The sequence below is a fragment of the Kandleria sp. genome (assembly GCF_017934775.1).
Lineage (GTDB): Bacteria > Bacillota_I > Bacilli_A > Erysipelotrichales > Coprobacillaceae > Kandleria > Kandleria vitulina.
This window is the reverse complement of record NZ_JAGBIX010000063.1, coordinates 38,039-53,751: the sequence shown is the minus strand read 5'-3', so window position 1 is coordinate 53,751 and position 15,713 is coordinate 38,039. Positions and strand designations below refer to the sequence as shown.

Below are 15,713 nucleotides of genomic sequence, written 5' to 3'. Positions count from 1 at the left end.
TGTTCTTGTAATTAGGTGTATTTGTATTGTTATTTTTCATAGCCTAATTATATCAAAAAAGGTGGCATTCCTCATCACTTATGAGGATGCCACCATTTTTTATTTGAGTGCTGTATTTATTTCGTTACAGCCTCTTTTTTTTATTTTCTTGTCGCAATATCTTCAAAACAGAAATAATCAGGACGATGTCGTGATTGAGTAAATTCAAAAAGAGTACCATCCTTTGTATAAACCTGTCCTGTAATGACTGCCATACAATTATAGTCATTAAGTTCAAGATAGCGCTCATCAACTTCTGTTCTTCTTTCCACGCTCATCGTACGCTTACTTGTCATAATTGAAACACCCAATTGTTCTTCAAGATAGCTATAAGTAGAATCTTCCACAATCTCTTTTGTCAGTCCCTTAACAACATCCTTTAAGAACATATTGATATCTAGAATCAATGGCTTGCCATCAAGATATCTGATCTTCGTAATAAGATAAAGATCACTTCCTACAGGAAAACCACTTTGTCTTGATATATTTTCATCCGCCTTGATTTCCTCAAATACAATCACCTTCGTCTTAGCTTCAAGATGATTACGTTTAGCTGAATCCTTAAACGTCTCAATACCACCGATCAGATAATTCGCTCTACTGATTGGCTGATAGATCACAAAGACCCCACGTCCCTTCTGTGATTGCAGATAACCTTCTGCACTCAATTCTCTAATAGCTCTTCTTACTGTGTTTCTTGAACATCCGTAGACATTCACCAACTGATTCTCTGAAGGAATAAAAGTCTGACCAGGATAAACACCTGTTTCAATCTTCTCCTTTAGATCTTTATATATATTTTCATATTTCATCTTTGGCATAGTTCTTACCTCATTTACTCATTAATTATAAATAAAACATCCTAAAAACTCAATAAATCATCTTTTTATGAAAAGGTTTTCAATTACAGTTGACATGTTTAAACAACTAAGATATATTGTTATTGTGTTAAACATGTTTAAACAAGTAAAAGGAGAAAAGTTATGGGAAAGTATATTGAAGAATCAAAAGAACTTCTCGCTCTCATTGGTGGACGTACCAATATTGGAGCAGTTACTCATTGTATGACACGTATGCGTTTTGTTCTTAATGATGAAAACAAAGCTGATATTAAAGGTATTGAAAGTATGTCTGTTGTAAAAGGTACATTTACACAGGCAGGACAGTTCCAGGTCATTATTGGAAATCAGGTTTCTGATTTCTACAAAGACTTTATCGCTGTTGCCGGTGTTGAAGGTGTTTCTAAAGCTGAAGTTAAACAGGCTGCTAAACAAAATCAGAATATTGCTCAAAGAGCAGTAACTACTTTAGCTGAAATCTTTACGCCACTTCTTCCAGCTATCATTTGTGGAGGTTTGATCCTTGGTTTCCGTAATGTTATTGATTCTATCTACATGTTTGAAAATGGTACAAAGACACTTGTTCAGATCAGCCAGTTCTGGGCTGGGATTGACCAGTTCCTATGGCTGATCGGTGAAGCCGTATTCCACACCGGAATCCCTGTCGGTCTTTGCTGGTCAGTTACAAAGAAAATGGGTGGAACAGAGATGCTAGGAATTATCCTAGGGTTAACTCTTACATCTGGTCAGCTGCTTAATGCCTACGGTGTTGCTGGTGCTGATAAGATTCCATTCTGGAACTTTGGTTTTATGAAAGTCAATATGATCGGTTATCAGGCTCAGGTTATTCCTGCTATTTTTGCTGCATTATCTCTTGTCTATCTTGAACGTTTCTTTAAAAAAATCATCCCTTCAGTTGTATCGATGATTTTTGTACCGTTCTTCTCTTTATTATTATCAGTCATCGCTGCTCACTTTATCCTTGGTCCAATTGGATGGCAGATTGGTAGTGTTATTTCTAAAGTCATCTATGCTGGTATTACAGGATCATTTAGAGTTGTCTTCGGTGCTATCTTTGGTACATTCTATGCACCTCTTGTTATCACAGGGCTTCATCATATGTCAAACGCTATCGATACTCAGCTTGCTGCAGACTTTGGCGGTACTGGACTTTGGCCGATGATTGCCTTATCAAATATTGCTCAGGGGTCTGCTGTTGTAGGAATGATTCTTCTTCAAAAACGTAATGTCCGTGCTCAGGAAGTCAATATTCCATCAGCTATCTCTTGTTATTTAGGGGTTACTGAACCTGCTATGTTTGGGGTAAACTTAAAATATAAATTTCCATTCGTATGTGGAATGATCGGATCAGGTATTGCTGGTATTGTATGTACAGCTACTAATACAACAGCCAATACGATCGGTGTTGGTGGTCTTCCTGGTATCCTTTCTATCCAGACACCATATATTCTAAGTTTCGCTTTATGTATGCTTATCGCTATTGTTATTCCAATTGCCCTTGTCAGCATTGTTGGACAAAGACAGCTTACCGAATCACAGCGTGGCTTTGTCGCTGAATTAGATGACAATGTTGTACCTGGTAAAGAAGAAAAACCATTTGTTACTGCGGCTACTCCAGTTAATGTTAAAAGTGTAGTCAACGGTAAAATCATTTCTCTTAAAGATGTCAACGACGGCGTCTTCTCAGCAGGCCTTATGGGTCCAGGTGTAGCCATTGAACCAGAAACAGAAGAAATTGTCGCACCATGCAACGCTAAAGTTGCTGTAGTGATGGAAGATACTGGACATGCTGTCGGGTTAACATTAGAAAATGGTGCTGAACTGCTTATCCATGTTGGATTAGATACTGTCTACATGAACAAAGAAGGATTCGAAACACTCGTTCGTGTCGATGATCAAGTAAAAGCTGGTCAGCCATTATTAAGATTTAGTAAAGAAGCAATCAAGAAAGCTAATCATCGTGATTGTGTCATGGTCATCATTACCGATCCTGGTTTATCTAAAGACATGGCCTTAAATGAACAAGGAGATGCTTTCGCTAACGAAACAACAATTATTTCAATGAAGTAGGAGGTTTTTTATGAATGATTTTAAAGATAAAGTCATTTATCAGATTTATCCAAAATCTTTTTATGATACCAATCATGACGGTATAGGAGATATTCAAGGTATCATCAAGAAACTTGATTATCTTAAAGATCTTGGTATTGATTACATCTGGTCGACACCATTCTTCGTGTCACCAATGAACGATAATGGCTATGATATAGCCGACTATAGAAAAATAAATCCCGATTTTGGGACAATGGAAGATGTAGAAGAACTTATCAGAGAAGCAGATAAACGTGGTATTGGTATCATGTTGGATATGGTCTTCAACCATACCTCTACTTCCCATCCTTGGTTCAAGAAAGCATTGATGAATGATAAGAAATATCAGGATTACTATATCTTCAGATCATCTAAAAATGCTCCTACAAATTGGCTCTCAAAGTTTGGTGGCAGTGCCTGGAAATATGTTAAAGAGATAGATAAATGGTATCTTCATCTCTTTGATGAAACACAGGCCGATCTCAATTGGGATAACCCTGAAGTAAGAGAAGAACTCAAGAAAATCATTCTCTTCTGGAAAAACAAAGGCGTTAAAGGATTCCGCTTTGATGTCATCAATCTCGTCTCAAAACCTGACATCTTTGTGGATGATTACGAAGGTGATGGCCGTCGCTTCTATAGCGATGGTCCTCACATTCATGAATATCTTCAAGAAATCGTAAGAGATACTGGCATTGAAAATATGATTACCGTAGGAGAAATGTCTTCTACCAACATTAAAGATTGTCAAAAATACTCATCTAAAAAAGAGTTATCCATGGTCTTTAACTTCCATCATCTTAAGATTGATTATCTCAATAATCAAAAATGGGCATTGAAAGATCCTGATTATAAACAGCTTCAATCCCTCTTTAAGACATGGCAGGAAGAAATGCAGAAGACTAATAGCACCAATGCCTTATTCTGGTGCAATCACGATCAGCCTCGCATCGTCTCTCGCCTTGGTGATGAAACACGTTATTTTAAACAATCAGCTAAAATGCTTGCGACACTAATTCATATGATGAGAGGTACACCTTATATCTATCAAGGAGAAGAAATAGGCATGACCAATGCCCATTTCACAGATATCTCCTTCTATCGTGATGTAGAAAGTCTCAACTACTACAAGATTCTTCTTGAAGAAGGAAAAACAAAAGAAGAAGCACTCCACATCCTCTCCTGTCGCTCACGTGATAACAGTCGTACACCAATGCAATGGAGTAATGAAGAACATGCTGGATTTACTTCATCTACTCCTTGGATCAGCATCAATGAAAACTATCATGATATAAATGTAGACAATGCCAAAGAAGATCCAGATTCTATTCTTCATTATTACAAGAAACTCATTCAGTTAAGAAAAGACAAAAAGCTCATCTCTCAGGGAGAAATAAGCTTTATAGAAAGTGATCCTGAGCTTATTGTCTATAAACGACATTATCAGAATGAAGAACTCCTTGTAGTCTGCAATATGAACAATAAAGAACATCCCCTCCCTTATGATATAAAAGACTACAATGTTCTTCTTCATAACTACAATGATATTCATGTAACATTAAGACCCTATGAATGTCTTGTATTAGAAAAAGGTGCCTAAGCACCTTTTTTATTACTATAGACTATTATTCATTAAGATTTACATACCGGAATCCAAAGTTCCATTTTGTAGTCTTTACTGTTCATATCACCTTCATAATAATATTCAAAGTCAGGTTTTCCTGAATGAACATAACCATGCTCAGGGAAGAAAACTTCCATCGCATATTTCCATCCGTTATGAATGCACTCCGGAACAGTGCCTATTAACTCTACAACAGCATACTCTGTTTCTTCAACTTCCAAAACCTCTAAGCCCATACTTCTAGCTTTGTTTACATCATTAACGATGTAAGCTGCCATATAGTTTATTGTATTTGGATTTTCGACATCGTGACAAACACCTACGATTTCACCACTTCCTAAGCTTGCAAGTTCATCGTAGCTATATTTTTCATATAGCTTATCCCAAACACTTGGACATAGTGATGAATTGATGCTTTGTTCATTTAACCCTGCAACTGTAAATGCTTTTTTCTTTTGAATTGTAATGTTCATGCTTCTTCCTCCTCTTACACTTAGTGCCAATTGCACTCGTGAAACTAATTTAAACGGTTTTCCGTTTCTTACTTCAGAAGGAGTAAATCCATGAAAATTCTTAAAAGCTGTCCCAAATGAATCCGATGATTCATATCCAAATCTGAATGCAATATCAATAATTTTTTCATTTGTATTTCTTAATATTACAGCAGCTTCTGTCAATCTTCTGCTTCTCAAATATTCTGAAAGCGTCATTTCAGTCAAAATAGAAAACAAACGACTGAACATAGAATAAGAATATCCAGAAAGCTGAGTTACTTTCTTTTCATCAATCTTATCATCAAGAACTGTTTCAAGATAATCAATCGTACTGTTAAACGATTTAATTATATTCACTTGAACTTCCTCCTTTCTTTCAGTTTATTTTAGTATAGAAGAATATTTCTTTTCTTACCCTACATTATTCGTACAAATTACAAAGGGATCATCCATAGAATATCATTTAATTGAACTTTATCATACCAAATTTATGCATCATAGATATAATATTACAGTCTTGTAATAATCGCTTCTTTTTTAATTTTCGCAATTTGTAATATCTAATTGTTATCTCATATCTGCTTTTTTGAAAGTAACCAGAAAAAAGGGCAAAGCAAGGTAATCACTTGCTTTGCCCTTCACTATAAAATAAATACTTTTTTACTTGCCTACACAAAATCTTGAGAATAATTCATCTAGAAGATCTTCTTTAGCCTGTTCACCAAGAATCTCTTTTAGATTATTCCATGAGTCATAGAGATCTTCTACAATAAGATCAACTGGTATTGATGCTTTCATAGCATCAATACTGCGATCTAATGCTTTAGAGGCATTCATCAGCAGTTCAAGCTGACGCTGGTTAGCTAATACTTCAGCATCTTCTCCATTGATAGAAGAAAAATCAAAGGAATCTTTGATATAGTCTACAAGTTCATCAATATGTGCTTCCTTAGCACTGATGTGAATACCTTCTTCTTCAATGACACATCCCTGATCTGACTTATTGATAATGATAATACGATTTGTATCCTTGGTTTTATCAAGAATCATCTTGTCTTCATCTTCTAGTGGACGAGAACCATCCAATACGACAAGGACAAGGTCTGCTTTATTGATTAAAGATAAAGATTTTTCAACCCCCATCTTTTCAATCATTTCTTCGGTATCATGAATACCGGCTGTATCGATCATATTAAGAACAATGTTGCCAAGACGAATGCTGCCTTCAACAATATCTCTCGTTGTACCAGCGATATCAGTAACAATTGCTTTTTCTTCTTCTAATAATGCATTTAATAATGATGATTTTCCAACATTAGGTTTACCGACAATAACTGTTGAAATACCATCTTTCATTAATGAGACATTCTGTGATTTCGAGATGATCTTATTCATCTTTTCTCTTAAAGAAACAGATTTGGGTAAGAGTGTTTCAGCTGTCATGATTTCTACATCATCATATTCAGGATAATCAATATTGATTTCAATTGAAGTAATGATCTGAATAAGATCTTCTTTTAGATCCTTGATGAAATGAGAAATATTTCCCTGAATTCCTTTTAATGCTAATTTAGATGCTTCATCATTGTTGGCAGTAACCATATCGCTGATTGCTTCAGCCTGAGATAAATCAATTCTTCCATTAAGGAAAGCACGTTTTGAGAACTCCCCTCTTTCAGCCATTCTTGCACCCTTGTTTAAACAAAGATTCAATACTTTTCTAGTGATAAAGACACCACCGTGACAATTGATTTCTACCATCTCTTCACCAGTGAAAGTATGTTTACCACGATAGATGCTGACAAGAACTTCATCTACTTTTTCATCCCCATCAACGATATATCCGTAAGTAATTGTCTGTGTCTTCTTATCCTTGATCTTACCAGTAAAGAACGACTGTACAAAATCAATCACTCCGGTACCTGATAAGCGAATAATAGAAATAGCAGCTTCTAATCGAGATGTCGCAACAGCTGCAATAATATCATCATTCATAATACTTCTTCTCCTTAAATAACATGGATATAATAAGTGATCCCATAAAGGCAATCAACGCAAATAGAAAAGGATTCATTGGATTTTGAGTATAGATCAATCCAGCGATGGAAGAACCAAGAATCATTCCCAATGATTTTATAGCCTGATAAAAGCCAAGAACAAGATTTCTTGATTCCTTTTTTGATAAACTGGTAATCATATTTTGTTCTACAGGAATGATAATAGCATAGAACCCATAAAATATCATGACAATCATTATAAATAGCAAGACATTTTTTACCATCAGAATTATTGCCAGGGAAATACTGCTCGCTAAAAGCAAGAGACTATTGCTTTTAGAAATGCGAGTATGACGCATAATATAAAGACCGATGGTCATATTGGCAACAAGTGACATGAGCCCTACACTTCCTTTAATAAGTCCATTATAGCGACTTGTTAAATGGAAGATATCTTTTAGATAATAGTTGAAGCTCTGATCTAGTGAGGTATAGCCCATGAAGACTAGAACACTCATCATGAATAATAATGCAAATGTCTTATTCATAAATAGTTTCGCATTCATGAATGCGGAAAAGGGATTGGATTCTTTTAATACACCAAGATGGAACTTTTCTTCTTTGGTTTCATGACTTAATAAGAAGAAGGCCAATCCTGTCAATGCGAGCTGAAGAATCTGAATCGCAAAGGACATGAAAAGACTCACTTCTCCAAGCAATCCACCAACAAAATAGCCAATAGCACCAGCTACTGTCTGAATAGTAGCATTAAGCGTCAATAGCGCCCCTCTTTCCTCTGGTCGAGAATGTTCGGCAATATATGTCAAAGAACCGACAAAGAACGCTCCACACGATAGACCCGCAATAAGTCTTGCAGCTAGTATGAATGCGGATGTTCTACCGATACTAAAAAGCAGCTGTCCGATCGCATAGCCAATACTGCCGTAGGCCATGACGGTCTTTGACTGCAATACGTATGTCATCTTTCCCCAGAATGGAGATGAGATGAACATGCCAAATGACATCATCGCATAAGCCATTCCAAACATGGCATTATCGAGATGTAGCCATTTAAAATAAGTTGGGGTAATCGGATGCGCATAGCTCGCAGCTAAATTAAACGATATAATTAATAATAAAAATAATCCTTTTTTCTTCATATTTCTCTCCTTGCCCCATTATATACAAAAGTATGTGATGACGCAAAGCGAACGCTTATTTCAGTTTCTGCTTTTTAATCTTATGGTTTTCCTGATAAAGCATCATCAGTATTTTTAAGATCAGATCTCTTTTATCTGAAGAGATAGTAATCATTGATTTCAATATAGCCGCAATGTGTGGCACATTCATATTTAAGAAGTCTGTCATCGTGACAATGTTGGCTTTCTCTAATACTTCAAATAGTACTTCTACAAATGTTTCTCTTTCATCTACAGGAATAGAGTGAACCCATGTCTTAAATGTCTTTTCTACACGCTGGCTTTCTAGATCTCTTTTATTGGTAAGAAGAAATGATGAACCATTGACAATCCAGGTGTAGCCATCATGTTGAGAGAGACCATCCGCAAAGCTTTGGACGGTCTTATCTTTACGATAATGATCAAGAGCCATTCCTATTAAAGAAAAGTATGGTGTATAGCTATGAATACGATCTTTTATGAGATAGTATCTTTCACTTTCTTCAAAGGGAGATCTGAATCCTGGTCCATCAAAGTTGAAGATGTCATCAATCTTCTTTAAATATTTTTCATTGATATGAAAAGCCGCATAGATAGCTAAGTTTCCCCCTTTAGAATGTCCTCCTAGCTTATAATGCATAAAATATTGACGCCATGATTTTCTTGTAGTCTGTTCTACATACTTTACGGCTCTTACTTGTCCTGCTACTGGTTCCTTGTAGATCATCGTCCAGTTTTCTTTCCATCCTACGAGCGTATCATCTGTTCCTCTGAAGGCAATAAAAGTAGAGAATGGTGCATATTGTATATGTATAGCCGCAAACTGCTTGGCTTGTTCATAATCACTTTCATCTACAAAATGACTCAGCTTGATATTCTTAAAACGTTCACTTACTGCCATCTCATGGAGAAGTTCTCTTTCATGACTTTTTGCATTGTTATGTGGTTTTCTTTTGGGCTTATCTTCCATCAGGAAAACATCGCGTGCTTCTTCATTTTTAACAATGCGCAATTGTTCATATTCTACGTTTCCTACTTCTAGATAAAGCAGTTCATTGTAGGCATCTTGTAATGAGATCGTCTTTTCATTAGAAGAGACGATGCTGTTCCAGTCAAAATATGTAAGCATACTGAATATGAGCGCATCTATTTCATTGAATGACATCTTTCTAAAAGAAAGATGTCCCAAGAATCTTACGTATGTAGTAATGTTGTCTTTTCTTTCCATAATGCATCACCTTGTTTTTGTTATAAACAAAGTATAAATTTCTAATTATCTTTTTATATTTTCTTAAATGCTCGTAAAGCCTTATTCTATGTGCTTTCGAGTATTTTTACTGTAGGAAGATACTTCACGTTTCTTTGCATATTTCCTCATGTCTTAGCTGTCAGAAGTGGTAAATAAGTAGTAAATTCATTTGTACTACTAAGCAACAAGACGCTCCTGTTGCTTCTCTTTATTCAAGCGTTTCATTTCTGCCATTGCAGAATCGAATGTTGCATGTGCGTAATAGTTCAGCGTCATGGCTATATTAGCATGTCCCATAATGTACTGTAATGCCTTTGGATTCATTCCTGCATTTGCATAGTTGGTACAGAATGTATGTCGCAAACTATGTGGAGTGATGTGTGGCAATTTATCCTCGTTATACTTATTGTATTTCTTAACAAGACCTTTCATCATGCCGTTGTAATCACTTGCCACTTTTGGATAGTTCTTTCTATTAAGAAAGAGGAAATCACTATATCCATCAATCTCAACACGCTTATCATTCTTTCGATTCGCTAACACTCGCTTAAATGCTTGATAGGCTTCTTCAACCATAGGAACTTGACGTTCGCCACTTTTGGTCTTTGGTGTTTCAATGTAGTACCCAATTTCAGTATCTCTCAATAGCTGATGGTCTATATTGACAAGACGATTCTCAAAATCTAAATCTGGAAGTGTCAAACCACCAAACTCTGAAATACGAAGACCTGTTTTTAAGAGTATCAGAATTTCATCATAATTTTTGCTGTAGGTTTTATCAGCTTTTGCAAAGGCTAACAGTTTTTCTTCCTGTTCTTCTGTTAGTACGGTCTTAGGGACAGTATCATCATCAAGAACTGCTTTCAGTTGAAAGTCAAATGGATTCTTCCGAACACAATCATCTTGTATAGCAATATAGAATGAAGCCTTTAAAGAACGTTTGTAGTTATTGATGGTTTGATAAGCATAACCATTTTCACTCATTCTAATAGCCCATTCTTTAGCGTCTGATGGCTTAATACTGTCAATACTTCTTACACCTAACTTGTCTTTCTTCAAAATATCCATAAGATATTTGCGTCCAGTTTCAGTGTTTTTTCTAACCTTTGGTCTTTGAGCGTTCTGTTTTGCGTAAAGCTGGCAGAGTGTCATTTTCTTTCCTACAACATCAATACCATCATGAATGTCTTTCTGTAACTCTGCGATTTTCTCTCTAAGTGAGATACAATCACGCTTTCCTGCTGGTACTCGGTCTGTAGCCACAAGTTTCCACGAGTAAACAAATTGCGGTTCTCCAAATGAATCTATATATTTGTATAAGTATCTTCCGTCTTTTCGTTGGCTCTCTCCAGTCTTTAAGATTCGACCTTTATTGTCACGTCTTTTTTCTGACATGGCATTTGCTCCTTTCCTTTATGGAAAGAGCCTTGATACGACTTAATACTATTTTATCATATACAAGACCCTTTGGCGACGCTAGATTGCGTCCAATGTATCTATAATTTTTTCAAATTGTTTTCGTTTAATCTGAATACGATTGCCATTCATAATCAGCCAATTTGCATTTTTATTTTCCTCTGCCAAGCGTCGTAGCTTGTTTTCGCCAATACGAAAATATTTTGACGCTTCTTCAATGGTTAGGGTATAACGTTCCCAAATAGGAATGTCAGTCTGCTTCATAAAATCCTCCTTTCCAAATCACTTATTTGGATTTCATAAAAGTTGTTTTACCAGCAATCGAACAGCTTTAGCAAAGCTCACGGGAGTTCCACCCCTGCATGGTTCTCATGTAGCCATACTCATTGCCTGCGACGGTTTTATCACGCTCGGACTATTGACTGTATGGGAGTATCATTATCACGATAAGAATGTCGTTGCAGGCAATCCTGCTAAAGATTGCTTCTCGGATCACTAACATGAATCGCTCGCTATCTTTATAAGATAGGTCATGGCGGTTAGTTCCGTTGGCTCTTTTCTTATCGAAACGTATTCGATTACTTTTATTCAGTTTTCAAAGAACAATGGCTCGTTAGCCTATCAAAACACATTGAAAGCTCAATATGCTTTGGTGGAATAACAAACCTCCCTGTTCGGGAAGCGTGGAATGGTTTAGCACGCTTCCACGAAAGGAGAGAGGATATTACTTAATTTCAAATGACAAAATCTTTGTAATCAGTCTGGTTTCCATTCTTCCACGTAAGACTTCATCAACGACCATACTTTGATTGCCATATTCATCTTTCATAAGTCGTAGGGAACGCTTCGTTATGTACCCTCTGTAATGATGTAGAATCTGGTTAATCGCTTCGGTATCGCCATCTGTTGCCTTTACAATGAGAGGAAAGGGAATCATAGGATATTGTGTTTTCATTCTTCAAATTCCTCCATAAACTTTTTAATTAAGGCTAGTCCACTGGTTCTATGCCGATAGACAGTAGAACGGTTCAATTTCAACAGGTCTGCAATTTCTGAATCGCTCATGTCCATAAAGTAAAACAGCAGTAGAATTTCACGTTTCTTGTCTGGCAACTCACGTAATGCTTCACTCAACAAATCATTTTCAACGCCTACTGATAACCCATTGAGTGTAAAAATCTGAAAGTCAGTTGAATAGTTATCTGTTGTCGCAAACTGGCTAACAAGATAATCGCCAACATCCGAAAAGGACACCTCACGCTTTGCAATCCTTGAAAGATAAAGCATATAATTCTTTCGCTCGTCTTCCATAGCACGTTTACAGATATAGTCAAACTGATTTTCTATTGTGGTCTGAAAAGAAGATGGTTTCATGTTTCTCACCCCCTTTCTGTCTAGGAAAGGAAGTGAGCCTTGCTCGTTTATCTCCTTTCACTCTTAGTCCCAATGTGAAAGGGGGATTTGTTGCATTACTGATAAATAAACTTTGTAAAAAAGTTCTGAATAGCCAAAAAAGCATATAAACAGATTTATTTCTCTGTTTACATGCTTCTGTTATTCTATCTATATGATTTATAAAACCACATTGGTGGACGTACTTATCTATTGCAGATAGACGACTTTTTTTGACAAGAACCCAATGTAAGGAAATTTATTGTATATGATGTACTTCATGGCGACGTTGACCTCCAACAAACCGCCATTTGGAAGTAATATACAATATTTTAACAGCGTAAATAGCACTACCATATAACGGTTTTTTTTATTGGCGTTTAGTAGTGCTTTTTATTAAATATAAACCTATAAACCATATAACACGTTTTTCTATACCTGTTTTTAATTCAGTAGGAACAATAAAATGTATAGAGGTGGTCTACTATGCGTAAAAAAGAAGATAAATATGATTTTAGAGCCTTTGGTTTAGCCATTAAAGAAGCTCGATTGAAACGAGGTTTAACTCGTGAACAAGTGGGAGCATTGATTGAAATTGACCCACGGTACTTAACTAATATTGAAAATAAAGGGCAACACCCCAGCATACAAGTTCTTTATGACCTTGTATCGTTACTTCATGTTTCCGTTGATGAATTTTTCTTACCTGCTAATAACTTGGTAAAAAGCACCCGACGATTACAGATAGAGAAATACATGGATAGCTTTACAGACAAAGAACTATCCTTAATGGAATCTTTAGCCAGCGGTATCAACGAAGCAAGAAACATCGAAGACTAATTAAAAGAATCCATACATAACGGAAAGAGCCGATAAAATGAGATTGTATTAATCTCATTTTATCGGCTCTGCGTCTTTGCGTCTGGCTCTGTAATCACAGTTACTTTGAACTGCTTTATTTCAATTAAATTTTCTTGTCTGCATTTCGGACAATAGAGGGGGAATTTTTTTAATTCAGTATCTTCCCTTATCTTTAATCGTGTTTTATTTCCACATACAGGACACAATATCCACTTGTAGTTTATAATAACTATCTCCTCCTTTACACTTTAATTCAAATCTTTATTAAAAAATATTTCATCTTATTTAACAAGAAACCATATTTATATAACAACATAAAATACACTAAGTTATTTTATTGAACATATATCGTACTTTATCTATCCGACTATTTGGACGACGGGGCTGGCAAACAGGTTCACCGGTAGTAACATGGTACCCTTTTAACTCTGTTAAACAAACACTACGTCCATTTGTAAAGAAAGTTAAATCACTACGATATTCTTGAATACACCGAGCAGGGATTTCTCCACTAAGAATGACCTCATTATTTTTCAATTGAGTGTCTACGATGTTCGCACAATATTTAGGAGCATCGTTGTATGCTCGTGAAAGATATTCCTGTGGCGCATAAATTTTAAAACTAAGATATGGCTCTAACAATTCTGTTCCAGCTTTTTTTAAGACTTGTTCCAATACAATAGGAGCAAGCATCCGAAAATCTGCTGGGGTACTAACAGGGCTATAGTATAAGCCATACTTAAAACAGATTTTACAATCCGTCACATTCCAACCATATAATCCTTGTTCGCAACCATAGCGTATCCCTTCCATAACTGCATTTTGAAATGATTGATTTAAGTATCCAAGAGAAACCGAGCTCTCATACTGCATTCCACTTCCCAACGGAAGCGGTGATACAGATAAACCAATGGAAGCCCAGAAAGGATTTGGCGGCACTTCGATGTGAATGGTATATTCTGCATTTTTTAACGGTCTCTCCATATAAATGACTGTAGGCTCTTTTAGTTCTATCTCCACATGATACTTTTCTTGCAACAGTGCACTAATCACTTCCATTTGTACTTTCCCTAAGAAAGAAAGTATAATTTCATGTGTCGTAGAATCCACGTAATATCGTAGAAGCGGATCACTATCTGAGATTTCCAAAAGGGCATCAAGCAACATTTCTCTCTGTTCAGGTTTACTCGGTTCAACAGTTGTTTGTAGTAGAGGGTGCGGATTTTCAATCTTTTTTCTCTGTGGCAATAGTTTTGTATCTCCAAGAACACTATTTAACTTCAAAAACTCATTTTGCAAAATAACAATTTCTCCAGAATAAGCTCTATCAATCTTACATAATTCACCATTTATTGAAGTATACATTTCTGTAACTTTTATTTTTTCTTTTTCTGATACTCTAACCGAATCTCGTAAATGTAGTACTCCACTATAAAGGCGTATATATGCAAGACGTTGTCTTTTTTTTGTATATTCAATTTTGAAAACATTTCCGCAAAGTTCAGACGGACCTCGATGTGTTGATGAATAAAATTTATTCGTAATCACTTCTATAAGGTTATCAATCCCTATATTGTTTTTTGCACTTCCGTGATAAACAGGGAACAGGGAACAATTATGAAATCTTATGCTTTCCTCTTGTTCGAGTTCCAATGCTTCTAATGATTTACCGGACATATATTTCTCTAAAAGGTCATCGTTTCCCTCTATTACCGTATCCCATTGTTCAGATTCGGTAAAGTTCGTCACACACATATTAGGATACAGTTCTACCTTCTGTTTGATTACAATTTCGGCAGAAAGTTTCTCTTTAATATCCTGATAAACCGTTGATAAATCAATTCCATTTTGGTCAATCTTATTGATAAAAAAGATTGTGGGAATCCCCATTTTCCTAAGTGCATGAAATAATATACGAGTTTGTGCTTGTACGCCATCTTTTGCAGAAATCAGTAGAATTGCCCCATCTAAAACTGATAATGAACGATATACTTCTGCTAAGAAATCCATATGTCCTGGCGTGTCTATGATGTTCACCTTCGTATTTTCCCACTGAAAAGAGGTTATTCCTGTCTGAATTGTAATTCCTCTCTGACGTTCTAAAAGCGTATTATCCGTCCTCGTTGTACCTTTGTCCACGCTTCCTAATTCTGTAATCGCTCCACTGTTATATAATAAGCTTTCTGTTAAGGTAGTTTTTCCCGCATCAACATGAGCTAAAACTCCAATATTAATAATTTTCATGTGATTTTCCTCCATTCAAAAACCCAAAAGGGCATAAAAATCCCAGTGATAAATACTTTTATCACTGGGATTTTTATGCATAACCATAGGTATACAAAGCATACAGATATTCTCTGGATACTTTAGAATCACATGATAAAGGTATTCTTAAACTGGGTACAAAAAACTAAGCCCTCCTAAAAAAGGACATCTAATTATTTGTTCCCGCTATCAAATTGACAGTTTATTTAAGAATACCTTGCCGCATATTTATTAACTCCTTTTAAAT

The 15,713-nt window shown here is 35.9% G+C and carries 15 protein-coding genes; 3 read left to right on the top strand and 12 right to left on the bottom strand.

Features of this window, described 5'->3' with window-relative positions:
• Window positions 1–140: 140 nt before the first annotated feature.
• Entirely contained in the window at window positions 141–860 is a 720-nt protein-coding gene (treR, locus tag J6L95_RS06945; protein WP_029070885.1) for a trehalose operon repressor, read from the bottom strand.
• Between the two features lie 162 nt (window positions 861–1,022).
• Here treR and treP point away from each other — a divergent pair, with 162 nt between their 5' ends.
• Together treP and treC are read left to right on the top strand one after the other, a co-directional pair.
• Window positions 1,023–2,969, top strand: a complete 1,947-nt coding sequence (gene treP / locus J6L95_RS06940; protein WP_287458573.1) for a PTS system trehalose-specific EIIBC component — start codon at window positions 1,023–1,025, stop codon at window positions 2,967–2,969.
• 10 nt (window positions 2,970–2,979) lie between these two features.
• Window positions 2,980–4,590, top strand: a complete 1,611-nt coding sequence (gene treC, locus J6L95_RS06935) for an alpha,alpha-phosphotrehalase (protein WP_287458572.1) — start codon at window positions 2,980–2,982, stop codon at window positions 4,588–4,590.
• Window positions 4,591–4,622: 32 nt separating this feature from the next.
• Here the strand turns inward: treC and J6L95_RS06930 are convergent, their stop codons facing one another.
• From J6L95_RS06930 to J6L95_RS06890, 8 genes are all read right to left on the bottom strand, one after another.
• Window positions 4,623–5,465, bottom strand: coding sequence for an AraC family transcriptional regulator (locus tag J6L95_RS06930; protein ID WP_287458571.1), 843 nt, complete (start codon window positions 5,463–5,465; stop codon window positions 4,623–4,625).
• A gap of 303 nt (window positions 5,466–5,768) precedes the next feature.
• Window positions 5,769–7,103 carry a tRNA uridine-5-carboxymethylaminomethyl(34) synthesis GTPase MnmE gene (mnmE, locus tag J6L95_RS06925; protein WP_029070844.1) on the bottom strand — a complete coding sequence of 445 codons (1,335 nt, stop codon included), beginning with the start codon at window positions 7,101–7,103 and terminating at the stop codon, window positions 5,769–5,771.
• Window positions 7,096–8,265, bottom strand: coding sequence for an MFS transporter (locus tag J6L95_RS06920; RefSeq protein WP_074686264.1), 1,170 nt, complete (start codon window positions 8,263–8,265; stop codon window positions 7,096–7,098). The genes mnmE and J6L95_RS06920 overlap by 8 nt, the downstream gene beginning before the upstream one ends.
• A 55-nt stretch (window positions 8,266–8,320) precedes the next feature.
• Window positions 8,321–9,511 (bottom strand): Mbeg1-like protein, encoded by a 1,191-nt coding sequence (locus J6L95_RS06915; RefSeq protein WP_287458570.1) that lies wholly within the window; start codon window positions 9,509–9,511, stop codon window positions 8,321–8,323.
• A gap of 198 nt (window positions 9,512–9,709) precedes the next feature.
• Complete coding sequence (locus J6L95_RS06910) at window positions 9,710–10,927, bottom strand: tyrosine-type recombinase/integrase (protein ID WP_001291561.1); 1,218 nt, start codon at window positions 10,925–10,927, stop codon at window positions 9,710–9,712.
• 81 nt (window positions 10,928–11,008) lie between these two features.
• Window positions 11,009–11,212: an excisionase gene (locus J6L95_RS06905; protein WP_000814511.1), complete on the bottom strand. Its 204-nt coding sequence runs from the start codon at window positions 11,210–11,212 to the stop codon at window positions 11,009–11,011.
• A gap of 460 nt (window positions 11,213–11,672) precedes the next feature.
• A complete protein-coding gene (locus J6L95_RS06895) occupies window positions 11,673–11,903 on the bottom strand; it encodes a helix-turn-helix domain-containing protein (RefSeq protein WP_000857133.1) in 231 nt (76 codons plus the stop codon).
• Entirely contained in the window at window positions 11,900–12,322 is a 423-nt protein-coding gene (locus tag J6L95_RS06890) for a sigma-70 family RNA polymerase sigma factor (RefSeq protein WP_000804885.1), read from the bottom strand. Before J6L95_RS06890 ends, J6L95_RS06895 begins: the two co-directional genes overlap by 4 nt.
• Window positions 12,323–12,826: 504 nt before the next feature.
• Here J6L95_RS06890 and J6L95_RS06885 point away from each other — a divergent pair.
• Window positions 12,827–13,180 carry a helix-turn-helix transcriptional regulator gene (locus J6L95_RS06885; protein ID WP_001227347.1) on the top strand — a complete coding sequence of 118 codons (354 nt, stop codon included), beginning with the start codon at window positions 12,827–12,829 and terminating at the stop codon, window positions 13,178–13,180.
• A gap of 59 nt (window positions 13,181–13,239) precedes the next feature.
• Here J6L95_RS06885 and J6L95_RS06880 read toward each other — a convergent pair whose 3' ends face one another.
• The 3 genes from J6L95_RS06880 to J6L95_RS06870 all read right to left on the bottom strand — a co-directional run bounded on the left by J6L95_RS06880 (window position 13,240) and on the right by J6L95_RS06870 (window position 15,547).
• Window positions 13,240–13,407: a cysteine-rich KTR domain-containing protein gene (locus J6L95_RS06880; RefSeq protein ID WP_000336323.1), complete on the bottom strand. Its 168-nt coding sequence runs from the start codon at window positions 13,405–13,407 to the stop codon at window positions 13,240–13,242.
• Window positions 13,408–13,525: 118 nt separating this feature from the next.
• Window positions 13,526–15,445: a tetracycline resistance ribosomal protection protein Tet(M) gene (gene tet(M) / locus J6L95_RS06875; protein ID WP_000691727.1), complete on the bottom strand. Its 1,920-nt coding sequence runs from the start codon at window positions 15,443–15,445 to the stop codon at window positions 13,526–13,528.
• A 15-nt stretch (window positions 15,446–15,460) separates the two neighbouring features.
• Window positions 15,461–15,547, bottom strand: coding sequence for a tetracycline resistance determinant leader peptide (locus J6L95_RS06870; RefSeq protein ID WP_011058339.1), 87 nt, complete (start codon window positions 15,545–15,547; stop codon window positions 15,461–15,463).
• Between the last annotated feature and the right edge of the window lie 166 nt (window positions 15,548–15,713).

Excerpts from the sequence above, each read along its gene's own strand:
- treR (WP_029070885.1), bottom strand. The coding sequence starts at position 860 with ATGCCAAAGATGAAATATGAAAATATATATAAAGATCTAAAGGAGAAG.
- treP (WP_287458573.1), top strand. The coding sequence starts at position 1,023 with ATGGGAAAGTATATTGAAGAATCAAAAGAACTTCTCGCTCTCATTGGT.
- treC (WP_287458572.1), top strand. The coding sequence starts at position 2,980 with ATGAATGATTTTAAAGATAAAGTCATTTATCAGATTTATCCAAAATCT.
- mnmE (WP_029070844.1), bottom strand. The coding sequence starts at position 7,103 with ATGAATGATGATATTATTGCAGCTGTTGCGACATCTCGATTAGAAGCT.
- J6L95_RS06920 (WP_074686264.1), bottom strand. The coding sequence starts at position 8,265 with ATGAAGAAAAAAGGATTATTTTTATTATTAATTATATCGTTTAATTTA.
- J6L95_RS06915 (WP_287458570.1), bottom strand. The coding sequence starts at position 9,511 with ATGGAAAGAAAAGACAACATTACTACATACGTAAGATTCTTGGGACAT.
- J6L95_RS06910 (WP_001291561.1), bottom strand. The coding sequence starts at position 10,927 with ATGTCAGAAAAAAGACGTGACAATAAAGGTCGAATCTTAAAGACTGGA.
- J6L95_RS06905 (WP_000814511.1), bottom strand. The coding sequence starts at position 11,212 with ATGAAGCAGACTGACATTCCTATTTGGGAACGTTATACCCTAACCATT.
- J6L95_RS06895 (WP_000857133.1), bottom strand. The coding sequence starts at position 11,903 with ATGAAAACACAATATCCTATGATTCCCTTTCCTCTCATTGTAAAGGCA.
- J6L95_RS06890 (WP_000804885.1), bottom strand. The coding sequence starts at position 12,322 with ATGAAACCATCTTCTTTTCAGACCACAATAGAAAATCAGTTTGACTAT.
- J6L95_RS06885 (WP_001227347.1), top strand. The coding sequence starts at position 12,827 with ATGCGTAAAAAAGAAGATAAATATGATTTTAGAGCCTTTGGTTTAGCC.
- J6L95_RS06870 (WP_011058339.1), bottom strand. The coding sequence starts at position 15,547 with ATGCTTTGTATACCTATGGTTATGCATAAAAATCCCAGTGATAAAAGT.